Annotated in this window: 14 protein-coding genes; all 14 read left to right on the top strand. The window is 58.5% G+C overall.

The window, feature by feature from the left end; genetic code table 11:
• Positions 1-80 precede the first annotated feature (80 nt).
• The 14 genes from IVB54_RS24405 to IVB54_RS24340 all read left to right on the top strand — a co-directional run bounded on the left by IVB54_RS24405 (position 81) and on the right by IVB54_RS24340 (position 17206).
• Positions 81-1529, top strand: coding sequence for an O-antigen ligase family protein (locus IVB54_RS24405; RefSeq protein WP_157642980.1), 1449 nt, complete (start codon positions 81-83; stop codon positions 1527-1529).
• Between the two features lie 83 nt (positions 1530-1612).
• Positions 1613-2455 carry a glycosyltransferase gene (locus tag IVB54_RS24400; RefSeq protein WP_198293373.1) on the top strand — a complete coding sequence of 281 codons (843 nt, stop codon included), beginning with the start codon at positions 1613-1615 and terminating at the stop codon, positions 2453-2455.
• A 398-nt stretch (positions 2456-2853) separates the two neighbouring features.
• Positions 2854-4020, top strand: coding sequence for a glycosyltransferase family 4 protein (locus IVB54_RS24395; RefSeq protein ID WP_018456726.1), 1167 nt, complete (start codon positions 2854-2856; stop codon positions 4018-4020).
• Positions 4017-4742: a polysaccharide deacetylase family protein gene (locus IVB54_RS24390; RefSeq protein WP_018456725.1), complete on the top strand. Its 726-nt coding sequence runs from the start codon at positions 4017-4019 to the stop codon at positions 4740-4742. Before IVB54_RS24395 ends, IVB54_RS24390 begins: the two co-directional genes overlap by 4 nt.
• A gap of 200 nt (positions 4743-4942) precedes the next feature.
• The gene (locus tag IVB54_RS24385; RefSeq protein WP_026233230.1) at positions 4943-5980 is read left to right on the top strand and encodes a glycosyltransferase; all 1038 of its coding nucleotides are present in this window, start codon (positions 4943-4945) and stop codon (positions 5978-5980) included.
• Between the two features lie 296 nt (positions 5981-6276).
• Entirely contained in the window at positions 6277-7443 is a 1167-nt protein-coding gene (locus tag IVB54_RS24380) for an IS4 family transposase (RefSeq protein ID WP_247776477.1), read from the top strand.
• A 23-nt stretch (positions 7444-7466) separates the two neighbouring features.
• Positions 7467-7739, top strand: coding sequence for a hypothetical protein (locus IVB54_RS24375; RefSeq protein ID WP_245288448.1), 273 nt, complete (start codon positions 7467-7469; stop codon positions 7737-7739).
• Between the two features lie 43 nt (positions 7740-7782).
• Positions 7783-8193 (top strand): transposase, encoded by a 411-nt coding sequence (locus tag IVB54_RS24370; protein WP_026233229.1) that lies wholly within the window; start codon positions 7783-7785, stop codon positions 8191-8193.
• Positions 8190-8537, top strand: a complete 348-nt coding sequence (gene tnpB / locus IVB54_RS24365) for an IS66 family insertion sequence element accessory protein TnpB (protein WP_247776476.1) — start codon at positions 8190-8192, stop codon at positions 8535-8537. Before IVB54_RS24370 ends, tnpB begins: the two co-directional genes overlap by 4 nt.
• A gap of 121 nt (positions 8538-8658) precedes the next feature.
• A protein-coding gene (locus IVB54_RS24360; RefSeq protein WP_247338541.1) for an IS66 family transposase occupies positions 8659-10183 on the top strand; the annotation gives its coding sequence in 2 pieces (ribosomal slippage) (positions 8659-9747 and positions 9749-10183; 1524 coding nt in all).
• 526 nt (positions 10184-10709) lie between these two features.
• Positions 10710-13172: an Ig-like domain-containing protein gene (locus IVB54_RS24355; RefSeq protein WP_247363381.1), complete on the top strand. Its 2463-nt coding sequence runs from the start codon at positions 10710-10712 to the stop codon at positions 13170-13172.
• A 93-nt stretch (positions 13173-13265) separates the two neighbouring features.
• Complete coding sequence (locus IVB54_RS24350; RefSeq protein WP_247338536.1) at positions 13266-15200, top strand: type I secretion system permease/ATPase; 1935 nt, start codon at positions 13266-13268, stop codon at positions 15198-15200.
• Positions 15197-16510, top strand: a complete 1314-nt coding sequence (locus tag IVB54_RS24345; protein ID WP_018459946.1) for an HlyD family type I secretion periplasmic adaptor subunit — start codon at positions 15197-15199, stop codon at positions 16508-16510. Before IVB54_RS24350 ends, IVB54_RS24345 begins: the two co-directional genes overlap by 4 nt.
• A gap of 99 nt (positions 16511-16609) precedes the next feature.
• Positions 16610-17206: a 2OG-Fe(II) oxygenase family protein gene (locus IVB54_RS24340; RefSeq protein WP_157643133.1), complete on the top strand. Its 597-nt coding sequence runs from the start codon at positions 16610-16612 to the stop codon at positions 17204-17206.
• The last annotated feature ends 155 nt before the right edge of the window (positions 17207-17361 follow it).

Below are 17361 nucleotides of genomic sequence, written 5' to 3'. Positions count from 1 at the left end.
ACGGTCGTGTTGATGCGGCGGCTCAATTTTGAGCGCTGCTTCTTGTTGGCGCAACGTCTTCGGCATTCGAGGTATTCGCTTTGAGCCGCAAAAGCTTTGAATTGGATTCGGATGTTCAACGTACCTATCTGCGGGATCGCCAGCAGAGTGTAGTTAGGCGTGTTACAGGCGGTTCGCCCTCACGTGCCGAACTATATCTCAAACTATTATTGGTCACAATTGTTTTGCCCGAGGGTCTATCTTTCTTCGTCGGTGACTTTCGCCTCACCGTCGCTCGAGTTCTGATTTTTGTGTTCTCGATCGCAGCGATATCGCGGCTCTCCCAGCGCAACCCGCGAGCTGTAGTCTGCGTTCCATCGGATATATTAGCTCCGGCTGCAGGCGTCTGGATGATGTTGGCTGCCACCGTAACGGATGGTTCCACGGGTCTTAAAGGAGCCGGGATCGAGGCAATTTCATTCACCGGCGCATATTTGAGTTTCCGGTATCTTCTCGGTCCGGCGGTCGATAGTTCCGTGCGGATCGTACGCTTCTCTTGCAAGTTGATTATTCTGATTGTCGGTGTCGCGCTTCTCGACTCTCTGACTGATAGACTGTTCACCTATGACTTCGTCAAAGGAATTACTGGTTATGTGAAACCCAGTTATGAAGGTGCATTCGCGTTGAAGTCGGAGACCTTGTTTAGGGACGGGGTCATTCGTGCCATGGGTCCAATGGAGCATTCGATATTATTCGGTGCCGTTTGTGTGTGGTTTGGACACTTGGCCCTCACTACGTTTAGGCCCCAGGTGTTGGGCTGGGGTGTTGCAGGGATCGCGCTGGTAGGTGTCTTGGCTTCGCAGGCGCGGAGTCCATTGCTAGCCTATGTGATCGGATTTGCTCTCGCGATTTTTTATGCTGCAACCCCTCGCTTTACAACCAGATGGAAGTTGGTCGGACTGGCTGTGACTGCTGTTCTCCTTACCGTTTTCACTTTCTCTGGCAACCCCGTCGTAACGCTTGTACGCCTTGGCGGAGTAAGTCCGGAGGCGGCCTGGTACCGTCAAGCGATCTGGGAGACCGGGGGGCCTGTAGTACTCGGTTCGCCGATCTTCGGAATTGGTTTGAACGGTGACTGGAATTGGCAGTCTCACGGCGCGCTCGTGAGCGGGAGCGTGGATGCTTTTTGGCTTGCCGCCGCAATGAATTACGGAATTCCTGGCAGCGCATTGATCCTTTTGACAATTGTGGGCGCATGCTGGCTTGGTTCGATCGATAGATCGCGTCACCTTACTCCCGAGGAAGGACGGCTATCGGTGGCGCTCGGAATTGTCATAGTAACCATCGTTTTTCTGGGGTTCATGGTTCACTTTTGGGGCATCTGTTTCATCCTTATCGCTGTCTTTGCCGGAATGCGGGCGAACCTCGCGGAAACCGCGGTGCTGCGCGATAGAGCCGCGGAAACGGGATATGATTCGATTACCGGAGGCGTTTTACTGCAGGGCGGTGACGCGCGTGCCACGCAGAGGAGCTCCGTTGTTCTCGGGTGATCGCTCTGGAATCTAGGCGCCGCCAACCATAGCGATCGTCGTGATTTCTCGCGCTGCGTCGGTCTGAACCTGGGATGTCGATCATGACGATCCAAAATATTCAAGTTCCGACGTTTGATCTGGGGCCTCAGATCCCCCGCGTTATTCATCAAATATATTTCTCGAAAAATCCGTTACCGATCATCTTGGCAAGGAATATACAAGCCATCAAAACAATGAATCCCGGCTGGGAACACAGACTATACGACGAACAAGCGATTGCTACGTTCATCGTCGAGCATTACGGCCCAGAAATTGCGAGCCTGTTCTATAAGATCAATCCGCAGTACGGAGCGGCGCGAGCTGATCTCTTCCGCTATCTCCTCATGTACAAGCGCGGTGGGGTCTATCTTGATATCAAAAGCACAACGGTCGAGCCTCTCGACGGAGCCATTCGATCAGACGACAGGTTCATTCTGTCACGTTGGCGGAATAGCCCTGGCGAGCCGCACGCGGGCTGGGGCGTGCACAAAGAGTTTGGGGCTAACCGGGAACGCGAATTTCAACAGTGGCATATCATAGCCGCTCCCGGTCATCCGTTTCTAAAGGCGGTGATCGAGCGGGTTTTGACAAATATCCAAAATTACCGATCGTGGGTGCATGGCGTGGGAAACAAGGGCGTCTGGAGAACAACGGGCCCCATAGCGTATATGCTGGCCATCGAGCCGCTGATGAGTAGCAACAGTTACCGCATGGTCGCAAACGAGACGGAGCTGTCATTGCAATACAACATATGCAGCGATCCCTCTCATCTTTTCGGTAAGCATTACGGGTTACTATCAGATCCCATAGTCTCGATGGATGGATGGCTTTCCATTCCAGCGCATCATATCTATTCTCAGGCGCGCAATGTCTATCGCCAGCTTCTTTTAAAGCCCCCGGCGTAGCGCACGATCCGGCCGTTGCTCCACTGAGCCCTAGGGGCTCGGACCCCTAAGCTCTACAGCTCCTGGATGAAAGTTCATTGGTCAATGAGTGCAAACCTTGCACCCGCGACAACAGGGTATTTTTTCATGCGCGAAGCGCCCAAATTCGCGATCTTATAACGATGCCTCGCGCCGCGGATCTTCGCGCCGACTGCAGCCAGAATTAAATAAACTGGATAATAATTACAATCTCTGGTAATTAATATGGAGGCTCCAGCGCTATGGCGGAGTTGCGATACGATGTTGAATTCTGAGGAGCCGGCTGTGTTTGTCGGAGCAGGGCAGGGCGGTCACGTTACCGAGGTGGCTGATCTTATCGTAGGTTTTTGTAAGCCGGTTGCGCCGTGCGAGGGAATAAGATGAATCAGCGCTCCCTCTCCGGCGGCCAAACAGCGCGGCGGATTGCTTTCGCCACGATCGGCGATGCAAGCGAGGTCAGGTTCTGGTCCGGCACGCCATTTCACATGGCGAAATCGCTCGCAAACGAAGGTCATGAGGTGGTCCATATCGGTCCCCTGAGCGCACCGATCTTACCTCTTTACAAGACGTATTCCAGACTTTGCCGTGCCTTTCGCAAGCAGAGCCTCTCCCCATTTCATGCGGGGCCTGTCGTTGCACAGTATGCAGCGGACGCAGCACGCAAAATCTGCGCGGTCTCACCCGACTTCGTCTTCGCGCCCGCCGGCTCCAACTTCGCCTGGGCAGTGCCTGCGGGCGTTCCCCTCGTCTATGCGTCCGATGCGACCTTTCGGCTTGTCGACAATTACCATCCTAACTATCGGAACTTGTCACGCAATGCTCGGGAGATTGCTGAACGCCTGGAACGCAACACCATCGCACGTGCGGATCTTGTCCTCTACCCGTCGGAATGGGCCGCCGAATCTGCTGTTAGAGATTACGGTGCCGACCGTGGACGGGTGCATGTCATTCCCTGGGGTGCCAACCTCGAAGAAACACCCAATCGTGACTCTGTGCTTGCGTGCCGCAAGCCGGGTCCGTGCCGGCTCTTGTTCATCGGTGCCAACTGGGAGGAGAAGGGCGCGGACATCGCGGTCGGCACTCTCGCTGAACTAAGGGACAGGGGCGTAGAGGCGGAGCTCGTGATCTGCGGATGCACTCCGCCCAAGCCAGTCACCCAGGATGGCCTGACGATTATCCCGTACCTGGACAAGAATGATCGTGAACAGCGCAGCCGGCTGGATCAACTCTATCGCGACGCGGATTTCTTTCTGTTGCCGACCCGGGCAGATTGCTACGGCATCGTTTTTTGCGAAGCGGCGGCCCATGGCGTACCGAGCATTGCGCCGGCCACCGGTGGCGTCTCCTGCGCTATCCGCGACGAGGAGACGGGAATCTTGTTACCGCCCAATGCGACGAAGGCGGACTATGCGACGGTGATCTCCCAGACCTTTGCTAACAAGGACCGGCTGGCACGCCTGAGACAATCGAGCCGGGACGCCTTCGAGGCTCGATTGAACTGGCAGGCTTGGGCCCGGCGCGTCTCAGATCTGATTCAAACTCTATGATTGTCCTGAATTATCATGAGCTGGTGGAAGCCTCGCCTTCGAATGCGTGGTGCCTGACGCATGAAATGTTCGAAGCGCATCTTGCGCTTTGCGAGGAAGGGCTGGTCTCGCCTCAGAGTTTTCTGAAGCATTGCTCCGATCCGAAACCCAGCCGTACCGGTGCGGTCCTGTTAACCTTCGACGATGGATTTCTTTCGGACTACACGCATATCTATGCCCGTTACGTGACGACCGGTCGTATTCCAGGTTTCATGTCTTTTATCCCGGTCGACTTTGTAGGCTCGCCGGGACGTATGAGCTGGGAGATGATTGAGGAGCTCGGCCGGGGCGGCGTTGCGATCGGCTCACATGGCATGGCCCACGTCGATTTGACGACTGTCTCGGATGCAAAACTCGAACGCGAGCTTAGGGTGTCGAAATCGATGCTCGAGGATCGCCTCGGACAAGAGGTTACTCTTTTCGCTTTCCCATACGGGCGGTTCTCCCGGCGGGTCTGGGAGGCGGCGCTGAGGGCTGGCTACACACACCTCTTTACAATCCAGCTTGGGCATCATCGCGGATTCGAACCCTTCCTCTATTCCCGCCTTTGCCTGACGAACAACATGGATGCGGAGTACATTCGCCAGCACTTGCTTGATCCGGATGAGATGCGCGGCTTTGCCTGGAGGATCAGCACAAAGCTCGGGCTCTATCGTCAGCTGATGCGCTGGCGGTATCGATAGCGCTTTGGCGGCGGATTGCAAAATGCGCAGCCATCCTGATCATTCGCCGGCGCCTCCTCTCGACCGGGATCGACGTTGGTGGATCCCGGCTTCTTCTCTGGCGCGGCGTCTGTCGGACGCCGCATTCGAAGCTGCGCAGGCGTTTACGTTCCCGACGGTCGCTCGTCATCGTCGAGGGCAAATGAGAAGGTGTCTGGGCTATGTCGACTGCTAGCGTCAACCTTGCCGTCATCATCGTCTCATACTGCAATGCCGATGACGTCGATCGCTGCTTGAAATCGCTTGCTCGTTCGGATTGGGATCGGTTTGAGGTCTTCATTTGCGAAAATGGCGGGGAAGCGGCCTACCGGAGATTGCTGGCTGCGCTCGTGGGACCGGACCGAGCGTTGCAGAGAACTTCGGATGCGTCGGATACTCTTGACCAGCCACAGAAACGATTGGCCGCAGTGGCGAAATGCCGATTTAAGGATCGCACGAATGCTGTCCGAGTTGGGCTCGCAATTGAGAACCTCGGTTACGGCGGCGGCGTCAACGCGTGGCTCGAGCCATTGCTTGGCGTCCCCGGCTGGGGTTCGGTGCTTGTCCTGAATCCCGATACCGAAGTGGATAGCCGCGGCCTGTCTGAGTTGATTGCCAAGTCTGCTGAGGGATTCGGCATGGTGGGCGGAAGCCTGGTCTTTCACAATACCCCCGAAAAGATCATCAACTACGGACTGCATTGGTCGCAAATGACAGGCCGTGTTGTTGCTATAGGAAGGAATGCGCCAATTGGTAGTGCCCCCTCCGCCGAAGACCTTGGCCGGATCGATGCGGTAAGCGGAGCGTGTGTTCTGGCAACGCGAGCGTTCGTCGAAGACGTCGGTCTCATGGCTGAGGACTATTTCCTCTATATGGAAGATCTGGATTGGGGACGGCGGCGGGGAAGGCACCGCATCGGCTTCGCGAGCAAAGCTATCATTCGCCACATTGGAGGAACGACCATCGGCTCGGCCGTTGCCCCCGAGAAGCGCTCGCATCTCTCGATCTATTTGTCTGCCCGCAACGGCATTGTCTATGCTCGGCGCTTCGCGGGATGGCGCTGGATCTGCCATTTCGGAGTCGGACTGTTGTTCGTAGTGCGATACATGATCAAAGGCTCCTTGTCGGCCGGAAGAGTCGCTTTCGTGGGTTTGCTCGACGGCGCCAAAGGCAAGACAGGGCGGCCGGATGCCGCGCCCGCACCGCAACAGCTCGATTGATCTGCGACGATCCCAGTCAGCATCTCATCATTGGCCACCAGATTTGAACTCGCTGAGATGGCGGAGGGCTCCGCCGGCATGGCGATTGTCGGTCTAATATCGTCCAGCAGCCATCGAACTGAAAATCAACGACGGTTATGCTCTTGATTGTCCGCAGATGAAATGTACCGTCCGGTGAAGCTTTCAATTACCCATAACTTTGACCACTCGGGCTGATCCGCTGATCGGCGAAATCTTGAATCGAAAGAATCACTTGTGATTCCTTGCTGAGCACCTGATTCGCGAGGGGGTGCTCTATGGGGCTGACATTAAGGGATCGATCGGCAAAAGGCTGTTTGCGGTCCTTGGAAGGCGATTGTTGGATTGATCGAGAGAGTAGTGGATGCGAGTTTAGGGACGCGCGGCTCGGCGACAGATTCCGCAAACTGCTCACGCAGATTGGAAGCGCCATGGGACAAAGCATTCCGCTCGTCTACCAGGATTGGGCGAATACCAAGGCAGCCTACCGCTTCTTCTCCAATGACCGGGTCAGCGAAGCGGACATTCTGGCCGGCCATTTCCAATCGACACGTGATCGTGCCGCCGCCGCTGAAGGTCTCGTTCTTGTGCTGCACGACACAACCGAGTTCAGCTATCAACGCGAGAAGTCAGAAGCGATCGGCATCACCAAGAGCATAAACAGTGGACGGGATAAGGCGGGCCGCCTCAGATCGCACACGGTTTGCGGCATCCTGATGCATTCGAGCCTCGCGGTTACAAACGAGGGTGTGCCGCTGGGGTTGGCGGCCGTTAAGTTCTGGACCCGGAAGAAATTCAAGGGGACGGCAGCGCTTAAAAAGAAGATCAATCCGAGCCGGATTCCCATCGAGAAGAAGGAAAGCGTCCGGTGGTTGGAAAATCTCAAGCAGTCTACGCAACTCGTGAATCATCCGGGACGATGCATCCATATCGGTGATCGCGAGAGCGACATCTACGAGCTTTTCTGCGCAGCACAGGAGATCGGAACTCTTTTTCTGATCAGGACCTGCGTCGACCGCTTGGCTGGAGACGGGGATCACACGATCGCCGACGAAATGGACGAGGTCGCCGTCAAAGGGCGCCATCGCATCGAAGTCAGAGACAGCAACGGCGATCCCGACCAAGCCGTTCTTGAGATCAGGTATCGCAAGATTCGCGTCCTGCCACCGATCGGAAAGCAGAAGCGCTATCCCGCTCTGACCCTGACGGTGATCCATGCCGAAGAGCGCGGGACGCCGAAAAACAGAAAGAAGATCGATTGGAAGCTGATCACCGACCTGCCCGTTGGCTCCCGCACCGACGCCATTGAGAAGCTGGAATGGTATGCTTTGAGATGGAAGATCGAGGTGTTCCACAAGATCCTCAAATCGGGCTGCAAAGCTGAGGAGTCGAAGCTCAGGACGGCCCAGCGTCTGACCAATCTAATCTCGCTCTTTGCATCCTGAGTTGGCGGGTCTTCTGGATGACGATGCTCAACCGTTCCGCCCCAGACGCGCCGCCAACCCTCGCGTTGACCGCGACTGAAATCGGCGTGCTCGATCGCCTCGTCAATGACAAACCAAAAGCAAGACAGAAAACGCTCTCGCACTACCTGATCAAGATCGCCAGGCTCGGCGGTTATCTCGCCCGCGCCAGCGATCCGCCCGGCAATACCGTCATATGGCGTGGCTGTCACGCCTCACCGACATCGCGCTGGGCGCCATGGTCGGAGGAGAATTTGTGGGTAATTGAAAGCCGGTGAAGGCCGCCTTGCCGAATGAGGCGTGTTGTTGAGAACTGTCCTTATGGACAGTGATAGGCGCAGTGCCCAAATCGAACGGCTTGAGGTGGTGGACACGGGCCGGCGGCGGCGCTGGTCCGAGGACGAGAAGCTCAAGATCGTCCTGGAGAGCTTACAGGCGCCGCGCCAAGTCGCGGCAACAGCGCGGCGGTATGGTGTTTCGCGTTCATTGCTGCTGCGATGGCGACGATCGTTTCGACCGGAGCCGAAGGATGCCGCCGATCACCCTGGCTTCGTACCGGCGATGGTGGTCGCGGAATCAGGGCCGACGCCTTGTCCAGTCACGCCGGCCAGCGGCGGCGGGTCGATCGAGATCGAGTTTGCAGCCGGGGCTCGGATGCGGATCACGGGCGCGGTCGACGCGGCGACGCTGAAGGCGGCCGTGGCGGCGCTGGCAGATGGACGCCTGCGGTGATCCCCATTGGGTCGGGCGTGCGGGTGTGGATTGCGACCGGCCACACCGACATGCGTCGCGGCATGAACTCGCTGGGCTTGCTGGTGCAGGAAGCCTTTAAGCGAGACCCGCACGGCGGCGACCTCTATGTGTTCCGTGGCAGAAGCGGCAAACTGGTCAAGATCCTTTGGCACGATGGACTGGGCATGTCGCTTTATGCCAAGCGGCTGGAGCGCGGCCGCTTCCTGTGGCCATCGTCGGCTGATGGCGTCGTGACAATCACCCCAGCCCAGCTTAGCTACCTTCTGGAGGGTATCGACTGGCGGATGCCGCAACATACGTGGCGACCGGAGGCGGCGGGCTGATCGCTGGGATTTGAATCGGTGGCGCGATCAGCGGTTCGGACAGAGACCGCGTCTTGTGATTCTCTGGTCGGCGACGGGCGCTGATGATTCTCTTCCCGACGATGTGACCACCCTGCAGACGATGCTGCGCGCCGAGCGAGCGGCCCGGTTGGTCGCAGAAGCCGAGGCCCAGGCGGGGGCCTTGCTGATCGAGAAGCTCAAACTTACGATCAAGAAGCTCCGGCACGAGCAGTTCGGACAGTCCTCCGAGCGAGGCGCATTGCTGGACCAGCTCGAGCTACAGCTCGCCAACCTGGAGGAGAACGCGGCGCAATCTGAGACCGCGGCGCAGATGGCAGCCGAGAAGATTGCGGTGCCATCGTTCGAGCGCCGCAAGCCAGCCCGCCGGCCGCTGCCGGAGCATTTGCCGCGGGAGCGCATTATCTATCCGGTGCCTGCCACCTGCCCATGCTGCGGCGACAGCCGATTGCGCAAAATCGGCGAGGACGTGACCGAGATGCTGGAGCTCGTTCCGCGCCAGTGGAAGGTGATCCAGCACGTGCGCGAGAAGCTCGTCTGCCGGGCCTGCGAAGCGATTACCCAGCCGCCGGCCCCCTCGCACCCGATCGCGCGTGGGCGTGCAGGGCCCAAGCTGCTGGCTCATGTCCTGTTCGCCAAGTACGGCCTGCACCTGCCGCTTCATCGTCAGAGCGACGTCTACCAGCGTGAAGGCATCGAGCTCGACGTATCAACGCTCGCGGACTGGGTAGGTGCCTTCGCCCCAAGCCTGATGTCTTTGGTCAATGCGATCCGGAGCCACGTCTTCGCAGCCGAGCGCATCCACGCGGATGACACCACGGTGCCAGTCCTGGCCAAGGGCAAGACCCGGACCGGCCGGCTCTGGACCTACGTGCGCGACGACCGTCCGTTTGCCGGCCCAGATCCGCCGGCGGCCGTGTTCTTCTACTCGCCCGATCGTGGCGGTGCGCATCCGGAGCAGCATCTGGCGGGCTATGCCGGACTGATGCAGGCCGACGCCTACGCCGGCTTTGGCAGGCTCTACGAGGTCAATCGCAAGGGCGGCCCGATCATCGAGGCCGCATGCTGGGCTCACGGCAGGCGCAAGTTCTTCGATCTCGCACGGCTCAGCAAGGCGCCGATCGCGGCCGAGGCGGTCAAGCGCATCGATGTCCTGTTCGCCATCGAGCGCGAGATCAACAGACTTCCTGCGCAGGGAGCGTTTGCGTGTGCGCCAGGAACGTAGCCGGCCCTTGGTCCATGAGTTGGAAGCGTGGTTCCGCGCGCAGCGCGCCAAGCTCTCCAGGAACAACGACACGACCAAGGCGATCAATTACTGCCTCAGCCGCTGGGATGCATTTAGCCGCTTCCTTGATGACGGACGGCTTCGCATGTCGAACAATGCTGCTGAACGTGAGCTACGGGCGGTCGCCATCGGGCGAAAAAATTGGACCTTCGCCGGCTCTGATGAGGGCGGCCGGCGTGCTGCTGCCATCTACAGCCTCATCGCCACCGCAAAGCTCAACGACGTCGACCCGCAGGCTTGGCTTGCCGACGTGCTGGCGCGCCTACCGGATCACTCCGCCAAGCGCATTGACGAACTGCTGCCTTGGAATTGGCAGCCTCAAAGCGTCGCTCACCCAGCTTGAGCGCGATCAACCTTCCCGAAGCGGCCTAGCCGGGGGCCTTCGCCAGATGCGACGATGAAATGGTCGTCGCCCACATATTCTTCCAGCCGGACGAGCCCTCAGCGGACGTATCTGACGGCAGATAATCTTGACCATCGAATATTTAATTTATTTTCTGCTGTAGAGGCGTCGACGGCCACTCTTGGCGAGCTGTCATCTGGCGGTGACGGCGCACCTTCGATCCAAGCATACTTGCGTATATCTTCGTTCGTTCTCCGTGTGACTCTTTCAACGCGGTGCACGAGTGCTTGATCGGACTAAGGAATTAACGCCGCATTTAAATTTGTGCGATGCGACTTTGCCAGGGTAGCTAAGAAATTACCTTGGGTGAGCCGTCGTGTCGTCGCAAAAAAGCCTCCGCCCACCGAGAAGACGGTTCCAACGGCGCTGCGCCAGCAGGGTCGCACTTGGGGTATCGTCGCTCGGGGAAATCGAAATGGGCGCGTGCCAGAACAAATCTAATCGAAGCTACCAGGAGAAAAACTAGATGGCGACCATTCCTCTGAGCTGGGACGACCCGATGTTTAGCGGCGTTACGAATTCGAGTGGGGGTGCCATTGCTGATGGCGGGACGCTTTCGAACGCAAGTATTACCGATTTCAGCGGCGATGCGGTCGTTGGAGGCTTTGGCTCGTTCAACCTCGACCACATCCGCATTGACGCAAGGGAAGGCGTGCGCATTGGGGGGAGCGGAGATATAACCATCAACAATTCGTACATTGAAACGACGGGACAGGGGGCCGACCACGCCGATGGTATTCAGGCCTATGCTCCCGGCAGCACTGGCAATGTGACAATCACAAACTCGGCAATTGTGTCCCACGAGACTTCTGCGACCGCTGGGATGTTCATTGCAGATAGTTATAGCGGAACGTTCAATTTCGATAATGTGATGTTCGAAGGTGGTCCGTATGGCCTGCGTATTGCCTCGGATGCGGATGACATCTACGTCTCAATGAAAGACGTGTATTTTGTAGGACCGTTTGGGGCGGCGCCGTTTGTCTTTCAGGAAACCAATTCGCCCATACACATCACTCAGTGGGAAAACGTACGCTCCGCAACAATCGTGAATGGTCAACTCGTTCCGGGTGATCTTATTCCACCCCCATGGCCGGTTGAAGGGGGGACTGCGCCCTCCGCGCCCACCACGCCCACCGTACCGGATGCACCCACTATCGCTTCGTTCTCGACCGACAGCGGCACGGCTGGCGACAAGATCACCAACGACAATACCATCGAGCTCAAGGGTGCCGCTGCTGCCGGCAGCACGGTCAAGATCTACGACGGTGCGACCCAAATCGGTTCAACGACTGCGAACTCAAGCGGCAGTTGGGACTACATCACAAAGGTCCTGACTGACGCAAAGCATACGCTCACCGCAACGGCGACCAGCGCGTCGGGGCAGGTCAGCGCGGCGTCGTCTGCGTTGGCAGTCACCGTCGATACCAAAGCGCCGACTGCGCCGACCATTGCTAGCAATACGGTGAACAGCGCCAATCAGGTGGTGATGTCGGGCAGTGCCGAAGCGAGCAGCGTCGTAAAGGTGTTCGACGGCACGACCCAGATCGGGACCGCAACCGCCAACAGCAGTGGCGTGTGGAACTATACCACCAGCGGCCTTGCGGCCGGTTCGCACAGCCTCACCGCGAAGGCAACGGATGCGGCAGGCAACACCAGCGCGGCGTCCACCGTGGTCACGGCCAGCACCGGCACCTCGACGTCTCCATCCGCACCGACGTCCCCAACCGCACCGACGTCGCCAACTGCTGGTAAGCAAATCGAGTCGAATGGCGCGACAACTCTCGTTGAGAGCAGCAACGGCAAATATTACCTCAACGGCAGCAGCGGATCGGGCCCCACGCTGAAGAACAAGGGGGTGGATTTTGTAGACGGGTCAGATGGCACTTGGGCACCGATTGCCGCGGAGAAGACGGCGACGGGCTATCAGGTTGTCTGGAAGGAGGGCGCCGGTCTGTTCACGGCCTGGAACACCGACAACAACGGCAACTACGTATCCCATGTCAGCACCCTGACCGGTTCCACGTCGGGCGGCTTCGTGTCGGGTACGGACTCTGGCCTCAAATCGCTCGAGACGAGCTTCCATCAGGATCTCAACGGCGACGGGCAGATCGGTACTTCCAGTGCTTCCACACCGACGTCCCCAACCACACCGACGTCGCCAACCACACCGACGTCGCCAACCACACCGACGTCGCCAACTACTGGTAAGCAAATCGAGTCGGATGGTGCGACAAGCCTCGTTGAGAGCAACGGCAAATATTACCTCAACGGCAGCAGCGGATCCGGGCCCTCGCTGAAGAATCACGGCGTGGATTTTGTGGACGGGTCAGATGGCACCTGGGCACCGATTGGTGCGGAGAAGACGGCGACGGGCTATCAGGTTGTCTGGAAGGAGGGCGGCGGTTATTACACGGCCTGGAACACCGACAACAACGGCAACTACGTATCCCATGTCAGCACACTGACCGGCTCCACGTCGGGTGGCTTCGTGACGGGTACGGACCCTGGCCTTAAATCGCTTGAGACGAGCTTCCATCAGGATCTCAACGGTGACGGTCAGATCGGTGCTTCCAGCGTAGCTACGTCGTCCACGAGCACCACTCAGCTCGCTGCGACTTCGAACTCGACAAGCAGCAACGTACAGACGAGCACTTCAGGCAATGACGTCTTGGTTGGCACCAGCAAGGCCGACACTTTCTCGTTTGCCGCGAATTTCGGCAACGATGTCATCAAGGACTTCGCTGCCAGCGGACCTGCTCACGACACGATCGAGTTCAGCAAGAGCGTGTTCGACAGCTTTGCGAGTGTTCTTTCCCATGCGACCCAATCGGGCCAGGACGTCGTCATCGCGGCGACGGGGGGCGACACGCTCACGCTGAAGAACATGAAGGTCGGTTCGTTGACTAGCCAGGACTTCCACTTCGCGTAAGGGACGGGCATCCACACCGAGTAGTACTCAACAACTGCCTTGGGGATCTCTTGGGGGATCTTCAGACAAGGGCATGGTTCAAGGGCGGCTACCATGATTGACTTTGGACGGCGGGGGGCATTCCCCCCGCCCGCGAATCTCTATCGAATTCCACTTCTTTACCTATCAGAGCTCTGGGCGGTCGGACGGCAGTGGGCGGAAGACGCCGAACTGCGGACGCCGCAACTGATCGGCTGGGCAAAGCGCTCGGTCGAAGCCCTGCGGCAACGGATATTCGCTGGTCGACCCGGGCCGGCGGAGGACTATGACGAGTCGCAGTCAGAGATGTCGGCTTTCCTGCGGTCTTGCCGCCGGATTTTCTGGGCTCTCGCGGCCTTCAGCGGGATGAGCAATCTCCTCATGCTCACCGGCTCGTTTTTCATGCTGCAAGTCTACGATCGGGTGCTCCCCGGGCGCAGCATACCGACGCTGATAGCCTTGATGGTTCTGGCTACGGTTCTTTACCTGTTCCAGGGCGGGCTCGATCTCGTCAGGAGCAGGATCAGCTCCCGGGTCGGCCGGTATTTCGATGAAAGGCTCAGCATTCGCATATTCGACTCGCTTGTTCGCCTGCCTTTGAAGACTAGAGCGGATGGCGATGGCTTGCAGCCGGTGCGGGATCTCGATCAGGTCCGCAGCTTCCTGTCGAGTGGAGGGCCGACGGCGCTCTTCGATCTCCCCTGGATGCCGATCTATCTCGGCATCTGCTTCCTCTTTCACTTCTGGATTGGCGTGACTGCGCTGGCCGGCGCGCTGGTCCTAGTCGGCATTACGATACTTACGGAAACACGTACGCGAGGGCCGGCAAAGGCATCCTCGCGCCTCGCCGTCTCGCGGACCGCACTGGCGCTCGAAGGGCGGCGAAATGCCGAGGTCCTGCAGGCGATGGGCATGCGGCAACAGGCGGGCTTACGTTGGCGGGATGTCAACGCGAAGTACCTCGCGGCCCATGAGCAGGCAAGCGATGTCGCAAACGGACTCGGTGGTGCCTCCAAGCTCTTCCGGGCGATCTTGCAATCGCTGGTTCTTGCCGTGGGCGCCGTCCTCGTTATCAATCAGGAATCCACAGCCGGCATCATCATTGCCGGATCGATCCTCACCGCGCGGGCACTGGCGCCCGTCGAAATGGCCATCGCGAACTGGAAAGGATTCGTCGCCGCGCGGCAATCGGGGCAAAGGCTTGATCGCTTGCTGAAGCTTCTGCCTCGCGAGGAGGAGCGGTTGGCATTGCCTGCGCCCGTTGAAACTCTCACTGCCGAGCACCTCTATATTGGCGCCCCGAACTCGGAGAGGCCCACCGTCAGTGAAGTGTCGTTCCAGCTGCGGAGCGGGCAAGCCGTTGGAATCATCGGTCCGAGCGGGTCCGGCAAATCGACGTTGGCACGCGCGCTGGTGGGAGTGTGGCCGTGCATTCGAGGCAGGATCCGGCTCGACAACGCTTCGCTCGATCACTGGTCTTCGGACGCCCTCGGCAAGCACATCGGTTATCTGCCTCAGGACGTCGAATTGTTCGACGGCAGCATTGCAATGAACATTGCACGGTTCGATCCGCAGGCAACGGCCGCCGCAGTTCTGGAAGCTTCGCATGCCGCGGGCGCACACGATCTCATCCTCTCGCTTCCAGACGGCTACGGCACGAAGATCGGCGAAGGAGGGTTAGCGCTGTCGGCAGGGCAGCGGCAGCGTATCGGGCTCGCGCGCGCCTTTTACGGCAAGCCGTTCCTGGTCGTCCTTGATGAACCCTCTTCCAATCTCGATGCCGAGGGCGAGGACGCCTTGACCGAGGCGATCTTGAACGTGCGCCGTCGGGGCGGAATTGTCGCCGTTGTTGCGCATCGACCGAAGGCGTTGGAAGGCGTGGACCATGTCTTGTGCCTCGGGGAAGGCAAGGTGCAGTCCTTCGGCAAGAGAGAGGAGGTCCTCAAGAGAGTGTTGCGAAATCCCACGCCGCTCAAGGTCGTCGCGGAAGCTCAAGGAGGTGGCCGATGAATGGCCAGGTGACGCCGGCGATGCAATCCATCCAGCGTTACATGATCGTGGGTATGATCATGTTTGGTTTGGTAACCTTTGGGGTCGGCGGCTGGGCGACAACCACCCAATTGGCGGGCGCGGTGATCGCCCAAGGCGTCGTCGTGGTGGATTCGAGCGTCAAGAAGGTTCAGCACTCCACCGGTGGGATCGTGGGAGAGTTGCGCGTGCGGGAGGGCGCGCGGGTCAATGCAGGGGATATTTTGATCCGCCTCGACGAGACGCAGACGCTCGCGAATGCCACCATCGTCACCAACAGCCTCGATGAGCTGTTCGCGCGGCAGGCTCGTCTGGAGGCCGAGCGCGATGGCGCCGAGCACGCTGTCTTTCCCAAGGTGCTGCTCGACCGGGCCAAGGAGAGCAACTCCGAGGCGAGCCGTGCGATCACTGCGGAGCGAAAGCTCTTTGAGCTGCGTCGTCAGGCGCGGGGCGGCCAAAAAGCGCAGTTGCAGGAGAAAAGCGCGCAGCTGGAAAACGAGATCAAAGGCCTTACGGGGCAGACCGAGGCCAAGCAGAAGGAGGTCGAATTTATCCGGCAGGAGCTGGAGGGCGTGCGCAGTCTCTGGCAAAAAAATCTGGTGCCTATCACGCGGCTCAATTCTCTCGAGCGTGATTCCGCCCGCCTCGAAGGCGAGCGCAGCCAGCTGGCAGGAATGATTGCTCAATCGAAGGGCAAGATCGCCGAAATCGGACTCCAGACCATTCAGATCGATCAGGACCTGCGGACGGAAGTTGGCAAGGATCTGATCGAAACGCGATCGAAGCTCTCCGAGCTGAGCGAGCGCAAGACTGCGGCCGTCGATCAATTGAACCGGGTCGATATCAGGGCACCGCAAACCGGCCGCGTCCACGAGTTGAGCGTGCACACCGTTGGAGGTGTGATCTCTCCAGGCGAGCAGATCATGCTGATCGTGCCCGATGCGGACTCGCTTGCGGTCGAGGTCAAGATCGCACCGCGCGATATCGACCAGGTCTATATGGGGCAGACCGCGACAATGCGCTTCGCGGCGTTCAACCAGAAGACCACGCCCGAAATCGACGGAGAGGTCAGCATGGTCTCGGCAGACATTACACAGGATCAGCGTGCCGGCACCAGTTACTACACGGGCCGTGTCCTGCTGAAGCCGGAAGAGCTGGCGAAACTCGGGTCGGCCAAGCTGTTGCCCGGCATGCCGGTCGAGGTCTTCATCAAGACGGCAGGTCGGACCGCGCTATCCTACCTGCTCAAGCCGCTGCACGATCAGGCAGAGCGCGCATTCAAGGAGCGCTGAGTCTTTGGTGGACACGAAATGACACAGCCCCGAGTGCACCAGTACTCGAGGCTTTGTATCAACGAACACCGAGCTCGCGATCAAGGAGCTATTCGACAAGTGACATCGCAGTCCATCATACACTCACAAAGCCCGGTCATTCGTCTTTATGATGATGTCCTAGAACAACAATTGTTGGCCGACGTTCAAGACTATCTGCAAAATACATCATGGAAATTCGGAGCAGTGTCATACAAGGCACCCGGCAGTTATCGCTATTGGTACAAGCATTTTGCCGGGGGATACGACGAAGCTGACACGTCAGATTGTTCAGGTGCCTTGTTGAACGAAGCTCCGATCATCTGGAAAATGTGGAGCCTCTTGGAGGAAACGATCTTCAAAGATCACACACTGATGAGGTGCTATGCAAACGGTTATCCATACGGATGCGAAGGTTCGGCTCATTTGGATTCAGCCGATCCCAGTGATTACACGGCAGTCTTTTATTCTAATCCAACTTGGGACCCTAATTGGTCGGGTGAGACCATCTTCCTAACGCAACAGCCGCCGGCAGACATCATCGCAGCAATTCTGCCACGTCCAAATCGGTTAGTGCTTTTCCAGGGGAATGTTCCGCACGCCGCAAGAGGAATCTCAAGAGTTTGCCCATTGCTGCGCATAACATTGATGTTCAAGACGAAAAAGAAATTCAACTGAACAAGGGCGACGCAGAGCTTGCGGACGTGAGCTGGTGAAACTCGGGTCGGCCAAGCTTTTGTCTGGCATGCCGGTCGAGATTTTCATCAAGACGCAACGTCGCCCTGCGCTGTCCTACCTTCTCAAGCCGCCGCATGATCAGGCGGGGCGGGTGT

Source organism: Bradyrhizobium sp. CW1, from assembly GCF_023100665.1.
Classification (GTDB): Bacteria; Pseudomonadota; Alphaproteobacteria; order Rhizobiales; family Xanthobacteraceae; genus Bradyrhizobium; species Bradyrhizobium canariense_D.
Note: the sequence above shows the minus strand (reverse complement) of the source record. Positions and strands in the feature narration are given on the sequence as shown.